The 25240-nt window shown below is 37.1% G+C and carries 25 protein-coding genes and 1 tRNA gene; 4 read left to right on the top strand and 22 right to left on the bottom strand.

What is annotated here, in order from left to right; translation table 11 throughout:
* Positions 1-24: 24 nt before the first annotated feature.
* From RV17_RS00685 to map, 12 genes are all read right to left on the bottom strand, one after another.
* Positions 25-1287: an EpaQ family protein gene (locus tag RV17_RS00685; protein ID WP_169819306.1), complete on the bottom strand. Its 1263-nt coding sequence runs from the start codon at positions 1285-1287 to the stop codon at positions 25-27.
* Positions 1288-1339: 52 nt separating this feature from the next.
* Positions 1340-3340 carry a DUF7657 domain-containing protein gene (locus tag RV17_RS00680; RefSeq protein WP_071868224.1) on the bottom strand — a complete coding sequence of 667 codons (2001 nt, stop codon included), beginning with the start codon at positions 3338-3340 and terminating at the stop codon, positions 1340-1342.
* Positions 3341-3386: 46 nt separating this feature from the next.
* A complete protein-coding gene (rfbD, locus tag RV17_RS00675; protein ID WP_067480659.1) occupies positions 3387-4238 on the bottom strand; it encodes a dTDP-4-dehydrorhamnose reductase in 852 nt (283 codons plus the stop codon).
* Between the two features lie 79 nt (positions 4239-4317).
* Positions 4318-5346, bottom strand: coding sequence for a dTDP-glucose 4,6-dehydratase (gene rfbB, locus RV17_RS00670; RefSeq protein ID WP_071868223.1), 1029 nt, complete (start codon positions 5344-5346; stop codon positions 4318-4320).
* A gap of 22 nt (positions 5347-5368) precedes the next feature.
* Positions 5369-5941: a dTDP-4-dehydrorhamnose 3,5-epimerase gene (rfbC, locus tag RV17_RS00665; RefSeq protein WP_067480653.1), complete on the bottom strand. Its 573-nt coding sequence runs from the start codon at positions 5939-5941 to the stop codon at positions 5369-5371.
* Positions 5942-5954: 13 nt separating this feature from the next.
* Positions 5955-6821 (bottom strand): glucose-1-phosphate thymidylyltransferase RfbA, encoded by an 867-nt coding sequence (gene rfbA / locus RV17_RS00660; RefSeq protein WP_067480649.1) that lies wholly within the window; start codon positions 6819-6821, stop codon positions 5955-5957.
* Positions 6822-6921: 100 nt separating this feature from the next.
* Entirely contained in the window at positions 6922-7629 is a 708-nt protein-coding gene (locus tag RV17_RS00655; protein ID WP_071868222.1) for a glycosyltransferase family 2 protein, read from the bottom strand.
* 4 nt (positions 7630-7633) lie between these two features.
* Positions 7634-8461 carry a glycosyltransferase gene (locus RV17_RS00650; RefSeq protein WP_071868221.1) on the bottom strand — a complete coding sequence of 276 codons (828 nt, stop codon included), beginning with the start codon at positions 8459-8461 and terminating at the stop codon, positions 7634-7636.
* The gene (locus RV17_RS00645) at positions 8461-9261 is read right to left on the bottom strand and encodes a glycosyltransferase (protein ID WP_071868220.1); all 801 of its coding nucleotides are present in this window, start codon (positions 9259-9261) and stop codon (positions 8461-8463) included. Before RV17_RS00645 ends, RV17_RS00650 begins: the two co-directional genes overlap by 1 nt.
* Positions 9262-10392: a glycosyltransferase family 4 protein gene (locus RV17_RS00640; RefSeq protein ID WP_067480639.1), complete on the bottom strand. Its 1131-nt coding sequence runs from the start codon at positions 10390-10392 to the stop codon at positions 9262-9264. It lies immediately after the preceding gene.
* A gap of 89 nt (positions 10393-10481) precedes the next feature.
* On the bottom strand, positions 10482-11405 hold the full coding sequence (locus RV17_RS00635) for a YihY/virulence factor BrkB family protein (RefSeq protein WP_067480635.1): 924 nt from the start codon (positions 11403-11405) through the stop codon (positions 10482-10484).
* 23 nt (positions 11406-11428) lie between these two features.
* Positions 11429-12193: a type I methionyl aminopeptidase gene (gene map / locus RV17_RS00630; protein ID WP_067480633.1), complete on the bottom strand. Its 765-nt coding sequence runs from the start codon at positions 12191-12193 to the stop codon at positions 11429-11431.
* Positions 12194-12356: 163 nt separating this feature from the next.
* Between map and RV17_RS00625 the strand changes: the two genes are divergently transcribed.
* Complete coding sequence (locus RV17_RS00625) at positions 12357-12800, top strand: flavodoxin (RefSeq protein WP_067480630.1); 444 nt, start codon at positions 12357-12359, stop codon at positions 12798-12800.
* Positions 12801-13100: 300 nt separating this feature from the next.
* Here RV17_RS00625 and RV17_RS00620 read toward each other — a convergent pair whose 3' ends face one another.
* On the bottom strand, positions 13101-13673 hold the full coding sequence (locus tag RV17_RS00620) for a TetR/AcrR family transcriptional regulator (RefSeq protein ID WP_067480627.1): 573 nt from the start codon (positions 13671-13673) through the stop codon (positions 13101-13103).
* Positions 13674-13933: 260 nt separating this feature from the next.
* Between RV17_RS00620 and RV17_RS00615 the strand changes: the two genes are divergently transcribed.
* Together RV17_RS00615 and RV17_RS13620 are read left to right on the top strand one after the other, a co-directional pair.
* Positions 13934-15166, top strand: coding sequence for an aminopeptidase (locus tag RV17_RS00615; protein ID WP_071868219.1), 1233 nt, complete (start codon positions 13934-13936; stop codon positions 15164-15166).
* Between the two features lie 819 nt (positions 15167-15985).
* A complete protein-coding gene (locus RV17_RS13620; protein ID WP_067480621.1) occupies positions 15986-17086 on the top strand; it encodes a hypothetical protein in 1101 nt (366 codons plus the stop codon).
* Between the two features lie 201 nt (positions 17087-17287).
* Here the strand turns inward: RV17_RS13620 and RV17_RS00605 are convergent.
* Positions 17288-17359, bottom strand: a tRNA-Arg gene (locus tag RV17_RS00605).
* A 223-nt stretch (positions 17360-17582) separates the two neighbouring features.
* Here RV17_RS00605 and RV17_RS13340 point away from each other — a divergent pair.
* Positions 17583-17744 carry a hypothetical protein gene (locus RV17_RS13340; RefSeq protein ID WP_169819304.1) on the top strand — a complete coding sequence of 54 codons (162 nt, stop codon included), beginning with the start codon at positions 17583-17585 and terminating at the stop codon, positions 17742-17744.
* Between the two features lie 107 nt (positions 17745-17851).
* Here RV17_RS13340 and RV17_RS00600 read toward each other — a convergent pair whose 3' ends face one another.
* The 8 genes from RV17_RS00600 to RV17_RS00565 all read right to left on the bottom strand — a co-directional run bounded on the left by RV17_RS00600 (position 17852) and on the right by RV17_RS00565 (position 25213).
* Positions 17852-19033: a GNAT family N-acetyltransferase gene (locus RV17_RS00600; RefSeq protein WP_067480618.1), complete on the bottom strand. Its 1182-nt coding sequence runs from the start codon at positions 19031-19033 to the stop codon at positions 17852-17854.
* Positions 19034-19161: 128 nt separating this feature from the next.
* Positions 19162-19575, bottom strand: a complete 414-nt coding sequence (locus RV17_RS00595; protein ID WP_067480615.1) for a DUF3284 domain-containing protein — start codon at positions 19573-19575, stop codon at positions 19162-19164.
* The gene (locus RV17_RS00590) at positions 19575-19754 is read right to left on the bottom strand and encodes a DUF3188 domain-containing protein (RefSeq protein WP_067480612.1); all 180 of its coding nucleotides are present in this window, start codon (positions 19752-19754) and stop codon (positions 19575-19577) included. Before RV17_RS00590 ends, RV17_RS00595 begins: the two co-directional genes overlap by 1 nt.
* Positions 19755-19784: 30 nt before the next feature.
* Positions 19785-20006 carry a hypothetical protein gene (locus tag RV17_RS00585; protein WP_067480609.1) on the bottom strand — a complete coding sequence of 74 codons (222 nt, stop codon included), beginning with the start codon at positions 20004-20006 and terminating at the stop codon, positions 19785-19787.
* Positions 20007-20082: 76 nt separating this feature from the next.
* Positions 20083-21540 carry a PTS sugar transporter subunit IIC gene (locus RV17_RS00580; RefSeq protein ID WP_067480606.1) on the bottom strand — a complete coding sequence of 486 codons (1458 nt, stop codon included), beginning with the start codon at positions 21538-21540 and terminating at the stop codon, positions 20083-20085.
* Between the two features lie 141 nt (positions 21541-21681).
* Positions 21682-22002, bottom strand: coding sequence for a PTS lactose/cellobiose transporter subunit IIA (locus tag RV17_RS00575; protein ID WP_067480603.1), 321 nt, complete (start codon positions 22000-22002; stop codon positions 21682-21684).
* Positions 22003-22031: 29 nt separating this feature from the next.
* A complete protein-coding gene (locus RV17_RS00570; RefSeq protein ID WP_067480601.1) occupies positions 22032-22349 on the bottom strand; it encodes a PTS sugar transporter subunit IIB in 318 nt (105 codons plus the stop codon).
* Between the two features lie 164 nt (positions 22350-22513).
* Positions 22514-25213, bottom strand: a complete 2700-nt coding sequence (locus tag RV17_RS00565) for a sigma-54-dependent transcriptional regulator (RefSeq protein ID WP_067480598.1) — start codon at positions 25211-25213, stop codon at positions 22514-22516.
* Positions 25214-25240 lie beyond the last annotated feature (27 nt).

Below are 25240 nucleotides of genomic sequence, written 5' to 3'. Positions count from 1 at the left end.
TTTCAGCCTCTCTCCGATTACTTCTTAATGATGATACTTCTTCATCCGTGAAAATTCATTGTGATTCTCTTCTGGATTTTCGAACGACTCATCTGTTGTTTCTAATTCATCAGGTACTTTTTGCATTTCTGTTGGCTGGTCAAAGCGGTGAACACTCATTCCTAGTAATAGATAAATAATCGGAAGCCAAGCGAAAGAAGTCAAAGTATCTTCCATAAAAGATTGTGTCATTATGCCAAAGAAAGCCCAGATAAAAGTTAATTGGCCGTTCGATAAATCACCTTTTAGTGTTCTTCGACCAATAAAAATCAGTAATAAAGTAACCACGATGGCTAATCCAATCACTCCATAAAGATTCAAGAAAGAATTATAACTATTATGATTACCCAAAACTTGATTTGCTCGTTTCGTGTAAAAATAAGGTTTCATTCCTACCAACACTTGTTGCGTTTTAGCAGCCAAAGTCTGATAAAAATCTGCCCAAATTTCTTCTCTTCCAGTAAAAAGATTTACTTCTTTTGAAGCTGCCGCAAAATATGAAAGTGGTAAAGCGGCAACTGCGGTCACCGTATAAATGATAAATGGTGCGCGAGTCACTCGCATAAATGACTTAGGAATCAAGTCCAAAAGAATAAAAACGATCAATGCAACTAATGCACCTCTTGACTGACAAACCCAAATTGTGGCAAAAGCTGCAACGACAGCTGGAACACTTAGCAGACGAATGTACCACTTTTCAAATGAGCTAGCAAAACCACTAATTAAGAAAGCCAGTGTCATCACTGATGCGCCTATCGTGTTGGTATTGATCCAAATATCAGAAAGCTTGTTCCCTGGAGACCAGATACTTTGTCCTTCACGAATCGGAATTTCCGTAAAAACACGATAGACAGTCACTGTCAGAACAACTGAAAACAACAGCAAGAAAACAGCTCGATCTATTTTTCCAAACTCAATCCATTTTATCGACAATACAAAAGCAATAATCAACGGAATCATCATATCTGTGTAAAATGAAGCGCTTCTCACTTCTCTGAAATACGAAAAGAAGAAAAAGAACAGGAAACCAATCCCAATAAAAATAAAATCAATACCTCTTGCTTTGTAAACATTCAATAAAAACAAAACGGCTATGCCGCCCAAAATTAATTGCGAACTATTTTCATATAAAAATAGTGCAGTGTTGTTGCTTAGCCCAACGGTCCATATAAAATACAATGAACCTACTAATAGAAGCAGCCAAGCAACACTCATTTCATTAATCATTTTTCGTAGGATTTTCTGCATTTCCCCACTCTCCTGTACTAGCTTCTCTCTTTTATTTAACTGAATAACTTTGTTATTGCTGGCTAATGATTTGTCCATTGGCCGGATAATCTACTTCAAATATTCGATAGCCATCATTGTCTGGGCCATATAATTGAGTAAACTGCGCCTCATTTAATTGATTGTAGTCTGCTAAAGGTCGCTTACTTACGACATAACGTATACCAAATTTTTCGGCATCATCAAAATTCAATGTCACAGAGAACATATCAGGTCGATCAAGGATAAACGTTGTGTCTTCCTTCGCGATAAATGCACGAGTGTGAGCATAACGATTATAATATTTCTCATAGGTTCCATCTGGATCAATGATTTTCCATGCTTTCATATCTGGATAAAAACGAACCGTATTGAATGATTTTACTCCAAGTGTTGGTGTAAAATTATACAATTCATCTTCAGATAACCATAATTGATCTGGATGTTCGTTATTGATTTTTTGAATTTCTTTCGCTAAAGTCTTTTCAAAAATAGCACCCGTTCCTTCAACAACCGGATTGACAAAAAAACCAGAAGCGACAATTAATGCTGCGAATGAAACATAAAACAAATGTCTTTGGTGAAACAAAGCAAATCCTAGCAACAATGTTCCTAGTACAACGATCCCTGTAATTTCAATCCCTGAAAAATAATTAATCATGCTAGAAGTGAAGATTGCCACAGCAAACGTTCCAGCATTAACAACTAATAAGACAATTTTATACCAGTTTGGAATAACATCTTCTCGCCAAACATAGGCAATGAACCAAATCGTTAACAGACAAGCTGCAAAGCCAAAAGTTGTAAATGCACGGGATGCTGGTACATAGGAAAGAAGCGTAATTTCAGCTAATTCTTTTGGTAAGCCAACGGTGATCCAAAAAATCGCAAACAAACAAAAAACCATTAATATTCGTCCTAATAATTTCTGTTCACTGTTTTTCTTACCAAATAATACAAATGGGCTAGCCAAAAGCACAGTTGGGAAGAAATGATAGAAAAAGGCCACTTCTGAATTATTTGAAAACGTGATGTCTGTAAATGGAATCTTCCAGTTAGTCAAAAAGTAAAAGAACTTACCAAAAGTGAATTCTCCACCTGTACTGATTCGTTTTCCTGGATACAACGTTTCTAGTGAAGCCATCAGAGCATCCTTCGAAACTAGCCAAAAATGAACCATGATCCCTCCGATTATCGCTATCGCCCCGACAATCAGGACAGCATCCAATAGATCCCAAACTACTTTTTTCCTGAAATGAATCAACAGGCCAACAAAATAAAAGACGAGCAAATAACCTAACATTACTTGATGTGCTGGGTAAATGACTAAAATGAAGCCTAAGCCAAAAATAACTACCAGCAACATCATCAGGGCTCGTATCCCTTTGCGATCATGTTGATAAAAATAATGATAGAAAGCCACCATCAGTCCGACAGTGAAGAAAATCAAATCTCCCACATGTTGCATGAACCACCATTGAACAGCCGGCGCAAAGGTCAGTGCAAATGAACCAACCAATGACAATCCCTTTCGTTTTCTAGTGATGATCATCAATAATTCAAAAGACAACAAGAGCATGCCGACGATTTTCATTCCCCAGTACCAAGATAGCCCTCGATCACGTCCCAAGAAGAAAAACCCCCAGTTAAATGGCTTGCCGATAACCGTAATGTCTTTAACCGGTGAATTATAAGCAATAATCATATTTTGACCATTTAAGGAGTAATCTTCGTTGATTACTGGATAATCATTTTCTGCTTGCGAAAGATAAAATGGCGTCTGTACCAGCCATTCATCTGAGCGAACTTCACGATCTTTCCCAAACAAAACATCTGTTTCTTTCCCGTCATCTCGCTGAGAAACGTATTTATCCCACATGCCAATTGAGCTGCCATTTAAATTAAATGTGACGACTATGACAATTGCTAGTAAGCCAAACAAATAACGGAGCCTAAGCAATGAGTCAAAAATTGTCTGAGGCGCACGATTTGTTTTTTCAGTGCTATGCCGTACACTTCTCGTTTGTTTTTCCATAAAATTCCCCAATTTCTCTTTTGTTTCCTAAACTAGCAGAAACGAATTACGCTTTTGCTTCTTCAGCGGCAATCAGCATTTGTGCCAAAGCTTCTTGCCAAGTTGGAATAGAAAAACCTAATTTTTCAGCTTTCTTAAGACTCATCACAGAATATTGTGGACGTACTGCTTTTTGTGGAAATTCCGCTGATGTCACAGGTGCTACTTCCACGTCAGTATCTTTTAAGATTTCTTTCGCGAATTCATACCAAGAGCAACTGTTTTCGTTTGATAAGTGGTAAATGCCATATGGTGCTTTTTGTTCAATGACGTATACCATGAACTCGGCTAGTGTACGTGTCCATGTTGGGCGTCCAAATTGATCGTTTACAACTGTCAAACGATCGTGTGTTTCCGCCAGACGTTGCATTGTAAATACAAAATTATGGCCATAGATACCAAATACCCAAGAAGTACGGATAATATAATAATCTTCTAAAATTTCTTCGACAGCTTGTTCACCTAAAAGTTTTGTTCGACCATATTCGTTCAACGGATTAGTTGAATCATCCACTTCATATTCTGCTTGTTCTTTCTTTCCATCGAATACATAGTCTGTACTAATGTAAACCAATTTAGCATTGACCGCTTTCGCAGCAAGTGCAACATTTCTTGTACCGTCGACATTGATTTTCTCGTCTAATTCTTTGCCTTCATCCTCTGCTTTATCAACTGCAGTGTAGGCTGCACAATGAAAGATAACATCCGGTTTCAATTCGGCGATATATTCCATGGTTCCTTTTTCATCAGTAATGTCTAATTCTTTCGCATCTGTCGAAACATATGGTAGATTTTTTTCATCTAATAGATGGCGCAATTCTGTACCTAATTGGCCATTTCCTCCAGTTAATAAAAACATTGTTTTTCGCTCCTTTAAATTTGTTTGAAAAAAGAGACAGGCTAGCGCCTGCCTCACACTTTTATCTCATCAATAATTGTTATTGACCATTTTTGGCATATGCTGCTTCTACGGCTTCTTTTTCTTTTTTCCACCAGTCTTCATTTTCTTCATACCACTTGATCGTATTCGCTAAACCATCACGGAAATTCGTGAACTCTGGCTTCCAGCCAAGTTCTTCACGTAATTTAGTTGAATCAATTGCGTAACGTAAATCGTGACCCGCACGGTCTTTTACGTGATCGTACGCATCTTTTGATTGACCCATCAACTCTAAAATCAATTCCATCACTGCTTTATTGTCTTCTTCGCCATCGGCACCAATCAAATATGTTTCGCCAATTTCACCTTTTGTCAAGATTAACCAAACAGCAGATGAATGATCGTTTGTGTGAATCCAGTCACGCACATTTTTGCCGTCGCCATATAATTTAGGACGAATACCACTTAAAACGTTAGTGATTTGACGTGGGATAAATTTCTCAATGTGTTGATAAGGTCCATAATTATTTGAGCAGTTAGAAATTGTTGCACGTAACCCAAATGAACGTACCCAGGCTTTCACTAATAAATCTGATCCCGCTTTAGTTGAAGAATAAGGACTAGAAGGATTGTATGGTGTTTCAGCTGTAAATTTTTCGCCTGGACCATCACCATGTCCTGGTAAATCTTCTCTTAATGGTAAATCGCCATACACTTCATCCGTTGAAACATGATGATAACGCACATCATATTTTCGACAAGCTTCCAATAAAGTATATGTCCCAATAATATTGGTTTGAACAAATGGAAATGGATCTTTTAATGAATTATCGTTATGTGATTCAGCTGCATAATGAACAACTGCATCTGCGTCTTTCACTAGACGATCAACTAATGGTGCATCAGCAATATCGCCCACCACAAGCTCTACCCGATCACTTGGTAATCCCGCTAAATTTTCTTTATTTCCAGCATAAGTTAATTTATCTAAAACAGTTACATGAACTTCCGGATGGTTTTGTACGACATAGTGCACAAAATTTGAACCGATAAATCCAGCGCCACCTGTTACAATGATATTTTTCATTAAAATGGTTCTCCTTTAAAGTTTAAATTTCGCCATAAACGAATGGATTTTCTGCTTCAAATTCTTTTAACGTTGGATGGTTATGATCCTTTTCTGACATAATTGCTTTACTGATGTCAATTGGCCACTCAATAGCTAACTCAGGATCATCAAAAGCAATTCCGCCATCTGCAGCAGCGTCATAATAGTTATCGCATTTGTAAAGGAAGTTGACATCTGGTGTCAGCGTAACGAAACCATGCGCATATCCTTTAGGAACAAGTAGTTGACGGTGGTTATGTTCGGATAAAATAAAGCCGTCCCATTGTCCATAAGTTGGGCTGCCTTTACGAATATCAACGACCACATCTAAAACTGCTCCAGTGACTACACGAATCAATTTTGTTTGAGCAGATTCTCCTTTTTGAAAGTGTAAGCCACGTAGCACGCCGGCTTCAGCAGATAAAGAGTGATTATCTTGAACAAAGTCATAAGTCAACCCATGTTCTTCAAATTTTGCTTTTGAATAGCTCTCAGTAAAAAAGCCACGGTGATCACCAAAAACATCCATTTCGATAATCTTGACATCTGTTAATTTTGTATCAGTTACTTTCATGTTGTCAGACTCCCTATTCAGCGGCCAAAGCTAATAAATATTGACCGTATTGATTTTTTTTCAATGGTTGCGCTAATGCAAACAATTGTTCTTTCGTAATGTAGCCCATGCGATAAGCAATTTCTTCTAAACAAGCTACTTTTAAATTTTGACGTTTTTCAATGGTTTCAATAAATGTTGAAGCTTCAAGTAGTGATTCGTGTGTACCAGTATCTAACCAAGCAAACCCACGTCCCATCAATTCAACAGATAAAGTTCCTTTTTCTAGGTATGCTTTATTGACATCTGTGATTTCTAATTCACCACGTTCAGATGGTTTAATGTCTTTTGCAATTGAAATGACATCGTTATCGTAGAAATAAAGACCTGTAACAGCATAATTTGATTTTGGTTGAGTTGGTTTTTCCTCGATTGACAAAGCATTCATGTTCTCATCAAATTCAACAACTCCAAAGCGTTCAGGGTCATTTACATGATACCCAAACACCGTTGCGCCACTTTCTTTTGCTGCAGCGCGCTGCAACATTTTAGATAGACCGCCACCATAGTAGATATTATCGCCTAAAACTAAGCAGACACTGTCATCGCCAATAAATTCTTCACCAATGATAAAAGCTTGTGCTAAACCATCAGGACTTTCTTGAACTGCATACTCAATTTGAATCCCCAAGTCATGCCCGTCCCCAAATAATTCTTCGAAACGAGGTGTATCTTGTGGTGTTGAAATAATCAAGATTTCTTTAATTCCAGCCAACATCAATGTTGACATTGGATAATAAATCATTGGTTTGTCGTAAATCGGCATCAACTGTTTTGAAGTTGCCTTTGTCAATGGGTACAAGCGTGTTCCGCTTCCCCCAGCAAGAATAATTCCCTTCATGGCTTTAAGCGCTCCTTTTTTCAAATTTCACTTTGTTATTATCTCATCAATCCAAACATTTGTCATGAGCTATTTGGCATTTAATACTTTTTTATTAAACTTAGTGTCGCTGCCACTTTCTTTTTAGGTAGGACACCAATAAATGAAATCGCCACGCCAATTTTTGTTGAAAACTGGAATGCGTTTGGATCTCACTTGCGTTCAAGTCGTGGCGTCGATACAACGTCAACGGTTCGCGAATAAATCCGACCTGATTTCCACCTAATAAACCAATCCACATATCGTGCATAGGTACATCATCTGGAATTGGTAAGATTTTAGGCTTCAGACTCGAACGAAAGGCCATACCAGCTCCAATATAATGACTACGGACAAAGTTATTCAACCATCCTTCTTTTGAATGCCGATAAGTAAAATAAGAGGGATAAATGGTTTTAAGATCCTCGTCCACAATCACCAAGTCCGAAACAACAACTTGCCTTTTCGGATGGGCTGCAAAATCAGCCGTTATCCTTTTCACTTTATTGTCTAACCAAACATCATCTTGGTCAGCCAAAAAAATGATTTCTCCATTTGCTTGTTCAATTGCATGAGCAAAATTTTGAATCAGTCCACGTTGAGGTCCTTTTAATAGTTTAATACGTGAATCTTGTTGTGCGTATTCCAGCAAAATATTCCAAGTGCTGTCAACTGAACCATCATCAGAGATAACTAACTCATCGGTTGTAGAAAGCTGTCGTAAAATGCTATTTAATTGTTCTCTCAGATATTTTTCGCCATTAAATGTGGCCATGCAAACAGATCGCAAAAACTTACACCTTCCCCATCTCAACATAAACTCGCAAGGTTAAACGCCAAATTTTTCGGTTCTTCACTGTCAAAAATTGTTTAATACTTCTTAACAGCAGCTGCTTACGATGCTTTTTCCAATGAATTTGATCGTACTCGCGATAAAATTTTGTTTCGGCAGCTAAAATCGATTCATATCTTGTTGTCGATACTTTTTCATAATTGAGCACAGATAAGTCATGCTCCAAGCGAATTGGTAAAATTTCAATTTTTTTGTGAAGTTGATGAACTTTCCAAAAAAACCAATGATCTAAAAAATCTAAAGAAAAAGCAGGATTAAACCCGCCAATTGTTTGTAAAAATGAGATTGAAAAAACTGTTCCCGAATTGATTGCCATCACTCGTTGCTCCGTCAGCCCTACTTCAGAAACTGCTCGATAGGTACGATTAACATACTGATCGGCATAAACAGGTGAAATTTGTTGCCCTTGATCAAAAATCATCGGTACAGCAACAACACAGTCATCTGAAAATTCAACCTGACTGATTTGCTCCAAATAGCTTTCATTTAAGACAGTATCTTGATCCAACGTAATCAGTCGTTGAATCGTGGGTTGAGCTTGCGACAGTGCATAGTTGTATGCTGCTGCCAATCCCGGATTTTGCGCATCATGATAGTAATTCACGAACTTTTTTTCAAACAATGAATGGTGTTGCTCCGTTGGACTGTTATCAAAAATAACGAGTTGGATTTTTTGATCCACCACAGCTTGCGATAATAGAGCAAAAGAAGGTGTTTTTTCTATGGGTTGCTGATACAATACGACAACAACTAAATTAGTTGGTTTCATTAGAAAAAACGCCACCCCCACTTATGGAAAAATTTTGCCATCGAAGACATAAAAATTCGGAATAATTTAAAATTACGATGTGCACCTTTTCCATATAAATGAACGACTGAGTGCGTTGGGGTATACAGTAATTTGTAACCCGCTTGTTCAAATTTCAAACACAAATCATTGTCTTCAAAGTACATAAAATAGCGAGAATCAAATCCTGCAACTTCAGTAAACTTCACTGTGTCAACGACCATGAAACTCCCAGAAATCATACGAACATAACTATTTTGATTTAGCGGAAGATCCCTGCACTCAAACTTAGCCAATCGTTTATCAAACAACTTTTTCACCCATTTAAAGGGAATGAAACGCAGCACATAATCAAAAACATCTAGGCGTTCACGAATCAAATATTGAATAGAACCATCCTCGTTTAAAATCTTAGGTGCTAGCATCGCACATTCAGGGTGGTCAACCAGTAACTCAACAACTTCGGTAATTGTTTGCTCGTCTACCAAAATATCCGGATTAAAAATAACAGCATAACGATACTTGCTGTTCAACAGATTTTGATTATGTCCGTAACCAAAACCACTGTTTTCCTGATGAAAGTTAATGTGTAGATAAGAATAGTGTAAATACTCCTTCAATTTAGCCTGATATTCAGGCGAGGAGTTATTATCAAAAATAATGATCTCAATTGCTGGGTTTTCACCAATGGTTGCAATCAAGGTATCTAATGTACGAAAAATCTTTTGACTATTTGCGGTCACTATACTGATTAGGACCGGCTGTTCTAATTTTTTATTCATCTAATGATGGTCCCATTTCTTCAAATATTTCTGCAGTACTTGCGTACGATATTCTTTATTTCCCAAAAATCGTAAAGTTTTCAAAATAAATTGATGTTTCTCACCAATCAACCCGATTAACTCCAGTAACAAAATAATCGCAAATAACATTACTAGTACCAGAACAATTGTCCCGACCTGACCAGCATAATTCATGATCATTGCTGTGAAAGAAAACATTAATGCCATCGCATAAATCGCCAAAACTGCTCCTTTGTGTGTGAAGCCTAAGCTTAATAAGCGGTGATGCAAATGCTTTTTATCCGCAGTTGAAAAAGATACTCGGTTTGCCTTGCGACGAACGATTGCAAAAAAAGTATCCGTTACTGGAACACCCAAAACAATCAATAAAGAAATTGATGAAACAAACGTTACATTTTTTAACCCTTGTAAAGATAAAACAGCCAACATAAACCCTAAAAATAATGCACCTGTATCCCCCAAATAAATCTTAGCAGGATAAAAATTATACGGGAAGAAGCCGATGATACTCGCTACTAAACAGAAAATAACAATTGGAATATACACAGTGGATGAATGCAAAAAGAAATACCCAATGATTCCAATTGTAGTCAACCCAATCAGTGATACTCCCGCAGCCAACCCATCCAATCCATCAATCAAATTCACGGCATTCGTAATACCGAAAATCCAAAAGATTGTTACTGGAAAGCTTAACCACCCGAGTTCAAAATGGCCAAAAAATGGTAAAGTAAACGAGTCGATATGAATACCTGCTAAAAAGTAGATAACAAGTGAAGCGAATAAGATCCCGACACTCTTTTGTTTTGGTGTCAACTCAAATCGATCATCTAATACCCCCGTAATGATAATAATCAACGCTGCTAATAAAATTGGTACAATATAAAATCTTGGAATAATATCATGAAACAAAATCAACGTTGAAATAACAAAAGATATAAAAATTGGCAACCCTCCGGCACTTGGCATCGGTACTGTATTGATTCTTCGCGCGTTCGGTTTATCGACCATTCCTGTTTGGACAGAAATTATTTTAAATATTGGTGTTAAAATCAACGATAATACTATCGTTAGAAAAAACCTAACGACCATACTAAACGAAACAAGCATCTGGACACCTACTTTAACTTGAGAGTTTTCCCGTTATTATAAAACACTACTAATAGTTTACAATAAGTCGAGTAAAAGAACGTAAGAATTTACGTTTTTTTATTAGAAATTTTATTTTTTATTTTTTCAACCCAACGATTAAGCGGGCCTTTACGACGTGTCGCCTGACTCCCCAATACATACTCTTGAACAACCGCATTAATGATTCCACCAAGAATGACAATCGTGGCAGCAAAGTTCAACCACAGCATCAAAACGATGAAACTTCCAATGATTTGATAACCGCTGACACGTGAAGCAAAATACTTCGCATAGATTCCAAAGACCTGCGACAACAACATCCAGCCAACCGTGGCAAAGATTGTTCCAGGCAAAATCGTTTTTAACTTCAATTGCGCATTAGGCACAATCAAATAAATCAAAAACAAAATCACAAATAGCGCAACTAATGTTACAGGCCATTTCAAAGCTTGGAACTGATCAATCAAATGTAGCGGAAACTGAAAAATCGGTTGAATTGCTTCAAGAATCAAGTTTCCTAACCCTAAGACGATTGTCACCCCACCTATCGCAACCATAAATAAGACAATGACCACTAATGAAACAAGGCGGACAATCAAAAAGTTCTTTCGATTGTCCACACCATAGGCTTTATTCATTGCAATTTGTAATGCGTTGATACTTTGACTTGCTGACCAAAGCGCAGCTAATGCAGAAATTGAAAGCAATCCGCCAGAGCTTTGCGTCAGTAGATCTTTGATTGCAGGGCCAATAAATTGGTAAATCGTTTCAGGCATAACCTCTCGAACATAAGTTAACACTGTATTTGGATCAATATTCAAAAAAGGCAATACGTTGCCAAATGCAATAATCAGCGGAAACAACGATAACAACAAGTAATAAGCAACAACCACAGAAGTTGTTCCAATTTCCGAATCATTCATTCGCTTTTGCGTTGTTTCGATAAATCGCATAAAATCCTTATTTTCTTTAATTTTCTGCCAAATCCCCATTTATTTCCCCTATACTTTTGTTATTAGTATGTGCCTTCTTCACCTTGTGACGTTAAAATTTTTGGACCGTCTTTCGTAATCGCCAAAGTATGTTCATACTGACAAGATAACCCACCATCACGCGTATATGCAGTCCAGCCATTTGGGTCCATTTTCATCTTCCAAGTTCCGGTATTGACCATTGGTTCGATGGTAATGACCATGCCTTCTTTCAATCGAAGTCCTTTACCTGCTTCACCATAATGAGGGACAGCTGGTTCTTCATGAATCGTTGGACCAACGCCATGACCGATGAAATCGCGGACAACAGATAAGTTTTCAGATTCAACATAGGTTTGGATTGCATGACCAATATCTCCAATGCGATTGCCGACTTTCGCTTGTTCAATCCCAAGGTATAATGCTTTTTTTGTTACTTCCATTAAATGATCGATTTCAGGTGTTGATTCGCCAACGACATACGCCCAACAAGAATCAGAAATGCCACCTTTTAAATCAATACACATATCAACTTTAACTAAATCGCCACTTTCTAGTGGTTTTTTGCGAGGAAATCCATGACAAATTTCATCGTTAATACTAATACATGTCGCATATTCGTAACCTTCAAAGCCGATTTGGGCAGCAATTCCACCGTGGCTTTCAATATAATTTCTGACAAAAACTTCAATATCCCAGCTTGTAATACCAGGCTTGATAAAATCGCGTAAGTTTTTATGCACGTCTGCTAATAAGGCACCAGACTCTGCCATTGTTTCAATTTCACGTGCTGATTTTAATGTAATCATTCTCTCGTCTCCTTTTTACAAATCGTTCTCATTTTACCATAGTTACCAACGTTTAGCCAAATCACAGTTATCATCTCATCGAGTTCTATTTTCTTTTTTACGCATGGTTTGGTATAATTCTTACGTATTAAGTTAAAATCGTTGATAAATTAGGAGGCAAATCATGACTTTAGCAAAAATCGTTTATGCAAGCATGACCGGCAATACTGAAGAAATTGCTGATATTGTAGCAGAAGCTTTTGAAAATTTAGATATTGATGTAGAAATCAATGAATGTACCCAAGTAGATGCAGATGAATTTGAAGACGCAGACATTTGTGTTGTCGCAACCTATACATATGGTGATGGTGAACTACCAGATGAGATTGTTGATTTTTATGAAGACTTGCAAGAAGTTGACCTTGAAGGAAAAATTTATGGCGTTTGTGGTTCTGGCGATACATTTTATGATGAATTTTGTAAATCTGTAGATGACTTTGATGCTGTCTTTGCCAAAACGGGGGCAACAAAAGGGGCAGAAAATGTCAAAGTGGACTTGAACGCTGAAGAAGAAGACATCGAAAATCTTGAAGCCTTTGCCAAAGCACTTGTCGCTAAAGCAAAATAGTTTCAACTACTCAAATATATGTAAGAAAACCGCTAAAAATCACTGTTTGATTTTTAGCGGTTTTTAGATTTACCGATTTTTTCTACTTACTCGTTACGCACTAAAAACAATAAAGAGTCTGGGACAAAACCAAAAATTCAGCTATTCTTACTACATTTTTTAATTAAGAAAAGCCTAAAATCAGCGTTTAAAAAAACGAATTTTAGGCTTTTTTTCTGTTTAGGCTTCTTTTGTCCAAGCTCTTTTTCAAAAAATGATTCAACTAGCTTATGTAAAAACAATGTACAGCATGAAGTCACACTAATAATCTACCTTGATTGGTTCTTCCTGTACAAGAATTGCATCGATACTATCTTGAATCAATTTTTCAATTTGAGCATCAGTTGGGTGAATAATTCCTGAAGACATCAATGCAGCAATCCCAGTTGCGACGATCCAAGTACCATTATGAAGTGATTCGATTTGTTCTTTTGATAAATTTGCATATGCAGCATCTTGTTTGACTGCATTCGTGAAATAATTATAAGAAAATTCTTGCATCTCTTCCCCTCCACCATACTCTTCCAAGTATAAAGAACGATACAATTTTTTCTCACGATTAGCAAAATGAATGTAATTGTACGCTAAATCAATGATTTTATGCCCTGTGTGTTCAACTGGAAAAACTTCATTGCTTAGATAACTATAAATTTGTTCAAATAACTCTGTTTTTAAATCATCCATATTTTTGAATTCCAAATAAATTGGCTGTGTCGAACATTTCATTTTACTGGCAATATTTCTTGCAGTAAATCTTGAAAAACCCTCTGTAGCAACCACTTCATACGCAGCAGCTAAAATCTGCTCTCTGGTAATCGTCTTTTTTCTTGCCATAATTTTTTAATCTCCTCAAAAATTATTTATAACGCTTCCACCTATTGGTTATTTTAATTGTAACACGTTTTTTTTGATATGCAAAATTTGTTTTTTTACTCTTCGTCCACCCTTTTATCACAGGAATACTCTTGGTTTCCGTTTTTATAAAAATCATAAGATCCAACATATCCATTCCTTATTTACTAATTGTTTCTACTATTAATAAATGTTATCATATTACTGGTTATTAAATCAAATAATGAGGGGGAGTAATATACATGTTAGCAAATTTTAATAAATACCTTGAGAAATATGCACGTCTAATCACTGAAACTGGTGTCAATGTTTCAGCAGGACAAACCGTTGTTCTACAAATCAGCGTTGACCAAGCACCATTAGCACGTCTGATTACACAGGAAGCCTACCAATTAGGGGCTGCGGAAGTCATCGTACAATGGACAGACGATACTATTCAAAAAGAATTTTTAACTCATGCTGCAACAGACCGTATCGAAAATGTCCCACAATACAAAATCGACCAAACAAATGACTGGGTAGAAAAAGGGGCTAGTCGAATCAGCGTCGTTTCTGCTGACCCGGATTCTCTAGCTGGTGTTGATGGCGATCGTGTAGCAAGTTATCAAAGCGCTGTTGGTAAAGCAATGATCAATTTACGTAAAGCAACTCAAGCGAACAAAGTAAGTTGGACAGTCGTCGCTGCTGCTGGCAAACAATGGGCAGCCAAAGTGTTTCCTGATTTACCTGAGTCCGAACAAGTCGATGCACTTTGGGACGAAATTTTCAAAACTACTCGCATTTATGAAGAAGATCCTGTACGCGCATGGAAAAATCACGATGAAAAATTAGCGAAAAAAGCAAATGAATTAAATCAAGAACAATTTATTGCTTTACACTATATCGCACCAGGAACTGACTTAATTATTGGTCTACCGAAAAACCATTTATGGGAAGGTGCTGGCAGCTTGAACGCACGCAACGAAAAATTCATGGCAAACATGCCTACTGAAGAAGTTTTCACAGCTCCTGACAGTCGTCGTGTAGATGGATTTATTTCTAGCACGAAACCTTTAAGCTATGCTGGAACAATCATCGAAGGAATGAAATTTACCTTCAAAGATGGAAAAGTGATTGACTTCTCTGCTGAAAAAGGCGAAGAAGTTTTAGCAAAACTATTAGACACAGATGAAGGCGCACGTCATTTAGGTGAAGTTGCTCTTGTTCCAGATCCGTCACCCATTTCCCAATCTGGTATTATTTTCTTCAACACCTTATTTGATGAAAATGCTTCAAATCACTTGGCACTTGGTTCGGCTTACGCATTCAGCTTGAAAGGCGGAACAGAAATGACCGAAGAACAACTAGCTGATGCTGGCTTGAACCGTAGCCAAACCCACGTAGACTTCATGGTTGGTTCTAATCAAATGGATATAGACGGTATTCGCGAAGATGGTTCAACTGTTCCAATCTTTAGAAATGGTGATTGGGCATAGTTTTTTCCAGTAATAGCTCTTACATTACATGTGCTATTCAATACAAAGACCTCAACCAATAATAGTATCTGGTTGAGGTCTTTCTTTTTGAAAACAGTCACAGCAACATTGCTTTAAAACTATTACGTTAGCCACAGTATCTTAACACGGAGATCAAGAAAATAAACTACCAAAAAAATTGCTTTCATTTAAACAACTTTGATAATGACAAAACGTTGTACTGATTCTTTTTTACTTCAACGGAGACATCTAAATTTGACTATCATTATAGGTTGGTTAGCTACTTGCTTCATCTAGTGCATGAATCATAAGATATCCTTTTTATTGAAAAGTCTACATATCTTCTACATATCTTAAATACATTGTGATAATCCACACCCTTACTTGCTTTATAAAGATACTTTACTAACCAATCTCGAAACACCCATGCTTCAAAATTCATTTAGTCATTTTGTATGCTCAAGAAATCCTAGCTATTGGTAGCGCTTTTCGTGTGTTATATTAAATTTTCGTTTATACTTAAAATGGCGCTGATCTGACAGTACAAACATGAAAAATGATTTTGTTAATTTATTCATTTTTTACTATCTTCCTGTAGTACTTATACTTCCACCATGGAAACCCCCGTCAGGATTTTGATAATCACTTATTCAATTCAAAAAATTGATAACCATTTTTATTATGTTAACAACCTAAAAGAGTTTAATGTCTCGGTTAAGAATATAATTTAAACTAAAAAAGTCCACGCGGCAACGTGGACTAAAACCTTATTTCTAAGATTCTCTAACAAAATTATATCACAGAGATGAGGAACTAAAAATGAGAAAAGTGTTAGGTAGTTTGGCATTGTTTGTATTATTATTTTTTTTCACGGGCTGTGAAAAAAACATCACAACAAAAGATTTAAAAGCAAATGATTGGTTAATTGAAACAACTAAAGAAGGTGAACCAAATATAATAGCCTCATTTTCCGACCACGTCGTTTCATTTAGCATTGATACCAGTGAAATGGACTCTAAAGCTAACGAATGGGAAGCTTTAGGTGAAGAATTTGCCAAAACGTTAGTAGAACAAATGAATTATAAATTTGAATACACGCTAAAAAATAATGAAATGGTGTGGAAAGATGATGAAGATAAAAAAAACGATGCTACCTATATCGTTAGCAAAGAAAAAAAAGATCTTATTTTAGCACCTGACAAGAATAATAAGTCGGACAACAAGGAAAAATTGATACTAAAGCCCTATACAAAAAGGAAAACGATTAAATCTACAAAAAGCACTAGCTCCAGTAGTAATAAAAAATCTTCGAGTACTACAAAGGCTAGCACCAGTACTGCCTTTTCAACAAAGGAGAGCACTACAGAAATTTCAACTGTAGCTACTACTAACGACTATCAAGCAATACTAAATGAGTACACGACCAGTTTACAAAGCTCTACTCCATCTCTAATAGAAGAATTTAGAAGCGAGGCGGCGAATAATACGTCCGGAGTCGATGGATTAGCTGCTATTTCAAATAATAAGGTTGAAAAACTTGCGATGATTTCCACTGAAGGAATGAACCAAATGGCAAATTATCATTATTCGATTTCCGATAATTACGCTACTTATGAAAGTTGGGCCAGTAAATTGACCGACGTATACACGACTGAATCTCAAAAAATAATCAGTGAATATTTAGCATACTCAATGACTGTAGCTGTCGATGCAAACGACAAAAATACTGAACAATCCGTCCAGCAAGATTATGCCTCTTCTAGCAAATCTCAATCGGAACGTGAAAGCACTTCTCAATCACCTCAAACAGAGTATGAAAGCTCAACTGATACAGGTTATGAAGAAGTATCGCAAAGCCCTGAAAACATGTCTGCTCATACAACGATATCGTCCGAGCCAGTGAAAGTCCAAAACAAGTAGCCTGACTTATCAGAATTACATTCGATCAACGATTGGTATTAAATAGAATTGATTCAAACAACTACTTGCTACATCATTTGGCAAGAGTTGAGAAGTAAATAAAAAACTTGTTTGGCACAAATTGGGGACCAAAAGTAAACAAAAAGCCTCTAAAACTAACTTTTAGAAGTAAGTTTTAGAGGCTAACTTTTTAAGCCATTACGTTCCCTGCCGGAATCGAACCAGCAACTAATCCTTAGGAGGGATTTGTTATATCCATTTAACTAAGGGAACTTTTTAACAATTAATTGAAACATAAAGAAACATAAAAACTACTTTGAACAATTTAAGTCCAACAGAATTATTGTAGCTGTTTTGTTTTTTTCTTGCAAGCCTTCCCCTGACAAAAAACGAAGTATTTCTTACGTTTTTTCTTCTCAAAGCAAACTATTCGCAATCTTCTACTCGCTGATGCTACACTTAGAGTATGAATAAGTCTTATGCTTAGGAGGAATATTTGATGACAGAAAAGCCGAAAGAAAAAATCTATGCTGAACGTTTCGATGCCTCAAAGAAAGATCGGGAAAAAATTTCAAAAGCTGCTATCCAGGAACATAAAGAAGCTCATCCTCAACCGCCAAATAAAAAATTCAAGTTTAAGAAAAAACCCACTCAGTAGGAACTGATTGTGTCCGTGATAAAACACGGACGAAAAAATTTTATGAACAAATAAACGTTTAAAAAAAGAGTCAGGCAAAGTGCATCGCATTTTGTCTGACCCTTTTTTTAGAAATAATCGTTTAAAACAGGTTTTTGATCTGGAATCAGTTCCGCCAATTTTTCAACTAACGCTTCTGAACAAATCAATTTTTCTTGGAAAACCAATTCTTGAACTTTTTTATAACCCATAAATAATTGCGTTAAACTTTGGATTGTCCCACTAACTCTTGGCAACATAGAGTCTGTTACGGGATTGACACGAACTTCACCGTCAACTAGGACCACTTCAAAGATACCTTCATTCCAACTTGCGTAAGCATCTTCTGTTACTTCAACAGCAAAAGCCACTTGTGTTTTTGGAAATGGATAAGCAGCTAAAAATTTAGCTAAGTCAACGATTCTTGCCATCATATCTGGTGTGATTGTTGTTTTTGCAAAAGGATTGGCAAGTAGTGTATTCAGATTATTGCCAGCGTAGCCACAAGCAAATGCAAATGTTTCAAATGCCCCACTGTGTGAACCAACAAAGCGAGCAAGCGCCTGAAACGCAGTGTGTGTCAAATAGCCCCATTCTACAATGGTAAATGTTGGTGTATCCAAACGATAAACTAAATAACCTGCTACTGCACCAGCTTCATCATAATACAATGCAAACTGATGTCCTTTCTTTTGGCGGAATTTAAAATCAATCCACCAAGCTTCCCGTGCAACTGCACCACGTTGATTGTCAGCCATTTTAGGATAAATTTTTGCTATTGCTTCTTGTGCCTGGTCAAACGAAGTCCGAACCATCTTTCCCGGTACTTTTTTGACTGCGGGGAAATCACGACTAGCTAATTCATAATGAACTTTTTCAAATAACAGTTCATAGCCATAACGACGATAAAAAGGATAAGAAAATGGTGCTAAATAAGACAATGTCACATCTCTTTCTCGACAATCAGTAAGGATTTGCTCCATGATTTGATTGATACCGCCTTGCCCTCTTGCCTCCGGATACGAAGCAACATAACCAATTCCAGCCATCAACAGTTCTTTCCCATGAAAAGCAACCGGAAACGGTGTAGCCATTACTTGGCTCATCAATTGTTCTTCTTCATTGAAAAAACCATAATTCCATGAGTGTTCTGCGATGGTTTGAAATCGTTCCCGCCGTTCAAACGTATCTTCAAAATTAAATGCGTAAGCAGCTAAATCAAACATCTCGTCGATTTGTGCACTGCCTAATTCCTTGACCTTTTTATTCATTCTTGCTACTCCTCCTACACAAAAAACTGATTGATAACTCGCTTGAAGTTTGGTTACCTGCAAACTCCAATCCACGCTCAATCAGTTCATTTACAACTTGCTTTTTCTTTTTGTCATGTAATGATAACCTAATACGTTTCTTCAATCATCGTCAACATTTTTTTGAATTGGCGACGTTTGAAATACATCAAGATTGTGCCCAAAACCATATCATTCAATTTTTGCAATACGCCATGCGAAGTCATTTGTTCCGTATAACGGATTTCACATGAGGAATCATCGATTGGTTTGATTTGATAGTGAACAACAAAATCATTTTTGGTCGTTGATGTCCGAAATTTATAAGATTGATTTTCGATAACTTCCTCGATTTTGATTCGAGCACGGCTTGATTTAGAAAATACTTTTACATATTCAAAGTTATTTAGCTGTTTACGTGTGATGCTTTTCCCTGTTGCTTTACGCACATCAAAAAGAACAGAGTCCATAACTTTATCGTAAAAGAACGATGCCGGAATATTCAATTTTTTTGTAAGTTCCATTAGTTATTTTTCTCCTTTACTTCTTTTTTCTTTCCTTTTTTAAAGAAATAGATACCTAAACCTAACAAAAACAAGCCCGTAACCATACTATATAAATCATAACTTTGGGTATTGGGGTTTAGACTATACAATAACACTAAAGAGCCAATACTACATAAAAATAAGCCATTTTTTATCATTTAAACCATCCTATCTTTCAAACACTTTTATTATACTGCAGTTGCTTGGAAATATAAAACTGTGCCCCAAGGTTGCGCTTTGATTAGTTCTTTTGCCTTTTTAGCGGCTACTTCTGGATCACTTGCTGTTGTTTCAAACATTAGCTTAATCCCTTGTTTTTCTTTAAATTGGAAGCTAATTCCATCTTCGTTAAATCCTTCTAAAAGTTCTTTAATAGCATCTTGCTGCATTGCACTTGCGATTGTAATCATTGATTTGTCCTCCTAATATTTACAAAAAAGACTGCCTCCACCTCACTGGAAGCGTCAGCAGTCTATCTTTAGTTAATTATTGTTCCCCAGCATTAGGGTCCATTTTGTTTGCTGCAATAACAAATGGTGCCCAGATTAAGAAGGTCACGACCATACATACTAAGGTTACGATTGGCGCACGCCAGTCTGCCCCTGTTGCTAAGAATGATAGTAAGAATGGCGGTACAACCCATGTTACTTGTTGCGATACCGGTGCGACCAGACCTAGGTAAGTTGCTACCCAACCAATTGCTGTCGCAACAACTGGCGCAATCAAGAAAGGAATGAACATGATTGCGTTCAATACGATTGGTAAACCAAACATTACTGGTTCATTGATATTGAAAAGACCAGGTCCAATTGACAGTTTTGCAACTGTTAGATAATCCGCACGTTTTGAGAAAATCAAGATAGCAATCAAGAGAACGATTGTCCCACCTGAACCACCAAACCAAGCGAACGCATCAAATGAACCACGAACCCACATGTAAGCTTTGCCGTCTTCAATAGCATCTAAAACAGCTGGTGTACCTGTTTTTCCATTGTAACCTTTTTGGAAAATATCGATATTGATCAATTGTGCTTGTCCCCAGATACCTTCTAGCACTGGTGCCAATACGTTTGGACCATGAATCCCGAAGAACCAGAAAATTTGCACAAAGACTGTAACGATCAATACAGCGCCGATCCCTTGTGATAAACCAAGGAATGGTTCAGCAATGTATTTTTGAACTAAGTCAATAATCAATTGACCATCAGTGAAACGTCCGACAACATAGTTAATAATTGCAATTACATATAAAGCGATTGTTGCTGGCAAAATAGCTGCGAAAGCTTTAGAAACTGCCGGTGGTACTGAATCAGGCATTTTGATTGTAATGTCAGCTAACATCAATTTACAGAAAATAATAACAGAAATGGCACCCATAATCATAACAGTGAAGTAAGCATTTCCATTTAGGTGATTTAAATTCAACCAACCCCATAAACCAACAGATAATGTACCATCTGCTACAGTCGCACCAACACCACTATTGTTGATTGCTTCTGCTACATTTGCTGGAACATCCACATTTAGCGCTGCTGAAAGAGAAGGACCAAACGCGATCCCTTGAATCAACGTTGCTAAACCTACGATACCACCTGCTAGGTCATTTACACCATAAGCTCGTGCTAAGTTATAGCCCCAAGAAAAGGCAAAAATCAAACCTGCGATAGCTAGTGTTCCGTTCCAAACAAAGCCGTTGATACCAATAATAACATTTAATACTGCAAAGAAACCTTTGTCTGCTGCTAAACTATCTGCATAAGTACTAATAAATTGCTGTGGCAAATCACGAATGATTGCATTGATCATTACAGCAACAGACCCTGCCATCGTTGCAGGCATTGTACCGATAAAAGCGTCACGTAAAGCAACTAAGTGCTTCTGCGCGCCAATTTTAGCGGCAACCGGTAGGATGTGTTTCTCCATCCAAGCTGTTAATCCGTTCATTTTATTGTTCCTCCTATAAGTTTATTTATACAAAGAGTTGCCTCCCTATACCAAGTTAAAAAATCCGTTCAAAATTTTTTTCTTCTTCCGTTCAAAAAAGAAGGTGTTGGCGTATAACTTCTCCCGTTCAAAAAAGAAGTATTACTCATTTCCTAAGCGACGATAAATATCAATAATTTCTTTTGCTAAATCTGTAAACGCAATCGAAGTCATCAAGTGATCTTGGCTATGAACCGTTAATAAAGTCACTTGTACATGATTTCCTTGTGCTTCTTGTGTTAGCATTTCTGTTTGTGAATGATGTGCTTGGACTAGTGATTCCTCAGCATCTGCGATTTTTTGATCTGCTAAGGTAAAGTCACCTTGTTTCGCTGCCGCGATTGCTTCCATCGCATCACTTTTTGCGTTACCACCATACATAATCAAACCCATGATGGCTTCTAAATTTTGTTGATCTTCCACGTTTGTCTTCCTCCAAATTTCTTAATCAGTTATTTCATTAAACTTTCTGCTTGTTCAAGTACTTTTGCACCATTCATCATGCCATAGTCTTGCATGTTGATTACATCTAAAGGAATACCTTTTGGCGCTAGTTTTTGTTCAAATTGGGATTTCATGAAGCGGACTTGAGGTCCTAATAAGAGTACGTCTACATTTTTTGCTTCTAAATTGTTGTCTGCATCTGAAGCTGAAACTGCAAAGATATCTGCATCGATTCCTTTTTCTTCAGCTGCTTTTTGCATTTTTGTTACAAGTAGGCTTGTGCTCATTCCAGCGGAACAAACTAACATGATCGTTTTTTTCACCATTTTCTCCACTCCCTCTAATTTGTTTTACACTTTATTATAATGCAAGAAGCGTGCCAATAAAAAAAGGCTAAAATAGCGTTTTCACGCCTTTTAGCCTTCAAAAACAGTGCGCACACTATTGGTTTTGTGTGCAAAACAACGATTAGTGTGCTGTACTGTATACTCTATTCATTTTTAATCTTATTTTCCAGAAACATCTGTGTAAGATACGCAATCTCATCTTCCGAGATTTTGATTTGATACTTTCTTTCTAACGGCATTAAATTTGTACGAACCATATCCATCTCAAGTCGATATTTCTTAGCAAATTCTGGCAGTTGTTTAAAGACACGGCTCTCTTCATTTTTGATAAGAGCGTCAATCATAAATGCTAAATGAATCAAGATTCCTGCATCGACTCCTGGCTCCACGATGATTGAAATATCTGTTTGAACTTGTTGAACTACCTTTTGTAAGGAATAAATCAGTTCATCGATTGCCGGAATGGCTGATAACGAGTCTTTTAAAGAATAGACAATCTTATCAATTGGGATTTCATCGTCAGCCATTCGTTTCAATGTGTTCAACTTCTCATCATTGAAAATATCATATGCTGAAAAGAACGGGATATTTTGATAATCCACATCCACCGTCCCAGCAATTGCTTTAATCTCGTATTCTTCTAAAAGAGCATCAATATGTTTTTTGAAGGACTCTCTTTCTAAAAATTGCATTTGGATCAACTCAACTTTTTGTTGATTGATAACTGGTGCAATCCGTTGGTAAAGCTTCGCGGCTACGCCCTCACCAGTAAAGCAAGTCACGATAACTGCTTTTTTACGTTGATTATCTGCCACATCACCCAACTTGAATTGGTCACGAACAATTGATTCAAAGGATAACTGGATATTTTGATAAATATCTTCTAAACTTCTTCCCACATTCGCCATTCGGATTGCTTCAATCACAATCATCGTACTTGTCATCGTAATTGCTTTTGTCCGAACACCGGTCTCTTCATAAATCAAATTACTAAATGTGTTTAAGGAACCCATATCAGTTAATAACAGTAATCCATTGCTTAGTTGTGCTTGACGAGCTTTCACGTAAGCTAAGACTTCTTCATACATCGTTTGCACTTCCATAGCAAGCGGCATGTTAAAGGCTGCCCCGATTTTAGTTCCAAGAAGTTCCTGCGCCATCTCCAACATACTGGAAGCCGTTTGGCGCCCATGCATCAACACAAGGACATCGACATTATTTTCTTTGACCCGCTCGCTCTCACCTAAATTAATTGATAAAAACATACTGATGAAGCCTATCTCATCAAACGGAATCTCAACTTCGCACTCGTCTTCAATAATAGTAGATAAATCAATTGCGACTTGAAATTCTTTCTTAAAGTGCTTGCGGATATTATTCAAATCCGGATGAACAATCATGTGTCCATCACGTACGCGATCTAATGTACTTTGTAAATGTAAAGCAAAAGCAAACCGTGCTTTTTCATTATAAATCCGATCCAATCGTTCTTCTGCCACATCATATAATTGGTTCGTCAACTGCCAGATATCATCTGGCAACAAATCTTTAGGAATATTGCTTTGCGTTAGCTCTTCGACATAGGTTTCAAAGTATTCATCGACATCTTTTGAAATCAGCGCTTCTAAATCGATACTTTCCACACCAGTTTCAGCCAAACTAGCTACTTTTTCTTCAATGTCATTATAAACTTGCATATTACGTTCAGGATCTTGTGACCAAACAACATCTGCCAATCCTGGCTCAAAGGTCAAGTATTGGCTTTTACTTTCGATAAAATGATCTAAGCGCTCTGGAAGTTCCTTGATTTTTAATAAGCCTTTTTGAACTTGTAACGAAAGTTCTTCTTTACGAATAATCAACTTTTGTTCATTATGCGTGCGGTAATGCAGAAATGATTTGGCACAAACTAATTTTAAATCACGTTTCACTTGACCGATATTTCCTTCTGCATCATAGAGCATAAATGCTAAAATCGCTTCTCGTTCAATATCGATGCGTTGATTCAATCGATTAGCCTCTTGTTTAATGAAGAGCGAAATAATTTCATACCGTTCATCCAATGAACGTGAAGCTAAGTTTGGCAATGTAATTGCCATCGGAATACGACGATTAAACGTCGTCAAGAAACTTTCAGAAGACTCCGTCGTAGCACCTATAATTTGCACAGCTGCTTCATGAACTTGCGCACTTTCACCTAATGGTCGATAAATTCCTTTATCAATAAAAGTAAACAACATTTCTTGACCTTCAGGTGGAAGTCGATGGATTTCGTCAAGGAACAAAATTCCGCCATCTGCTTTTGCAATTAACCCTGGGCTGTCTTCTGCAGCTCCCGTGTAGGCGCCTTTTTTGATCCCAAAAATGTGTCCAAACAGCAATTGAGGATTCTGTGCATAATCAGCACAGTTAAATGAAACAAACGGTGCATCAGGTGCCAAAGTTTCAGAGTCCATCGCAAAATGATACATACATTCTGCAAACATAGATTTCCCTGTACCTGTTTCCCCAAAAATAATTGTATGTAAGCCTCTTGGTGGATAGAGAATCGCTGCTTTTGCTTGTTGGATACTCACTTTTAGCGATTCGTTTTCTCCTACTAATGTTTCAAAGGTTACTTGTGTTGATGAATCAACATGGACTTCTTCTTTTGCTTCTTTGGACATAGAATAAACCACCGGACGACCAGCGGTTTTCATGATTTGTCGCTCTTTATATAGATCACTTAAATAACGGCTTGCATTACTTCGATCAATGTGAAGATGTTTGGCTACGTCACTTGCAGTTAAGCCGTGTTGATTGATTGTTAATAAATGGATGATTTCTTTCTGGCGAGCATTCATACAAACCCTCCTTTAGTGAGTTTTCAT

This window comes from Enterococcus thailandicus (assembly GCF_001886265.1).
GTDB lineage: Bacteria > Bacillota > Bacilli > Lactobacillales > Enterococcaceae > Enterococcus_B > Enterococcus_B thailandicus.
This window is presented reverse-complemented; position numbering and strand designations above follow the sequence as displayed.

Coding starts and splice junctions, on each gene's coding strand:
- RV17_RS00685 (WP_169819306.1), bottom strand. CDS start 1,287: ATGCAGAAAATCCTACGAAAAATGATTAATGAAATGAGTGTTGCTTGG.
- RV17_RS00680 (WP_071868224.1), bottom strand. CDS start 3,340: ATGGAAAAACAAACGAGAAGTGTACGGCATAGCACTGAAAAAACAAAT.
- rfbD (WP_067480659.1), bottom strand. CDS start 4,238: ATGTTTTTATTAACTGGAGGAAATGGCCAATTAGGTACAGAATTGCGC.
- rfbB (WP_071868223.1), bottom strand. CDS start 5,346: ATGAAAAATATCATTGTAACAGGTGGCGCTGGATTTATCGGTTCAAAT.
- rfbC (WP_067480653.1), bottom strand. CDS start 5,941: ATGAAAGTAACTGATACAAAATTAACAGATGTCAAGATTATCGAAATG.
- rfbA (WP_067480649.1), bottom strand. CDS start 6,821: ATGAAGGGAATTATTCTTGCTGGGGGAAGCGGAACACGCTTGTACCCA.
- RV17_RS00650 (WP_071868221.1), bottom strand. CDS start 8,461: ATGAAACCAACTAATTTAGTTGTTGTCGTATTGTATCAGCAACCCATA.
- RV17_RS00645 (WP_071868220.1), bottom strand. CDS start 9,261: ATGAATAAAAAATTAGAACAGCCGGTCCTAATCAGTATAGTGACCGCA.
- RV17_RS00640 (WP_067480639.1), bottom strand. CDS start 10,392: ATGCTTGTTTCGTTTAGTATGGTCGTTAGGTTTTTTCTAACGATAGTA.
- RV17_RS00635 (WP_067480635.1), bottom strand. CDS start 11,405: ATGGGGATTTGGCAGAAAATTAAAGAAAATAAGGATTTTATGCGATTT.
- map (WP_067480633.1), bottom strand. CDS start 12,193: ATGATTACATTAAAATCAGCACGTGAAATTGAAACAATGGCAGAGTCT.
- RV17_RS00625 (WP_067480630.1), top strand. CDS start 12,357: ATGACTTTAGCAAAAATCGTTTATGCAAGCATGACCGGCAATACTGAA.
- RV17_RS00620 (WP_067480627.1), bottom strand. CDS start 13,673: ATGGCAAGAAAAAAGACGATTACCAGAGAGCAGATTTTAGCTGCTGCG.
- RV17_RS00615 (WP_071868219.1), top strand. CDS start 13,934: ATGTTAGCAAATTTTAATAAATACCTTGAGAAATATGCACGTCTAATC.
- RV17_RS13620 (WP_067480621.1), top strand. CDS start 15,986: ATGAGAAAAGTGTTAGGTAGTTTGGCATTGTTTGTATTATTATTTTTT.
- RV17_RS00600 (WP_067480618.1), bottom strand. CDS start 19,033: ATGAATAAAAAGGTCAAGGAATTAGGCAGTGCACAAATCGACGAGATG.
- RV17_RS00595 (WP_067480615.1), bottom strand. CDS start 19,575: ATGGAACTTACAAAAAAATTGAATATTCCGGCATCGTTCTTTTACGAT.
- RV17_RS00590 (WP_067480612.1), bottom strand. CDS start 19,754: ATGATAAAAAATGGCTTATTTTTATGTAGTATTGGCTCTTTAGTGTTA.
- RV17_RS00585 (WP_067480609.1), bottom strand. CDS start 20,006: ATGATTACAATCGCAAGTGCAATGCAGCAAGATGCTATTAAAGAACTT.
- RV17_RS00580 (WP_067480606.1), bottom strand. CDS start 21,540: ATGAACGGATTAACAGCTTGGATGGAGAAACACATCCTACCGGTTGCC.
- RV17_RS00570 (WP_067480601.1), bottom strand. CDS start 22,349: ATGGTGAAAAAAACGATCATGTTAGTTTGTTCCGCTGGAATGAGCACA.
- RV17_RS00565 (WP_067480598.1), bottom strand. CDS start 25,213: ATGAATGCTCGCCAGAAAGAAATCATCCATTTATTAACAATCAATCAA.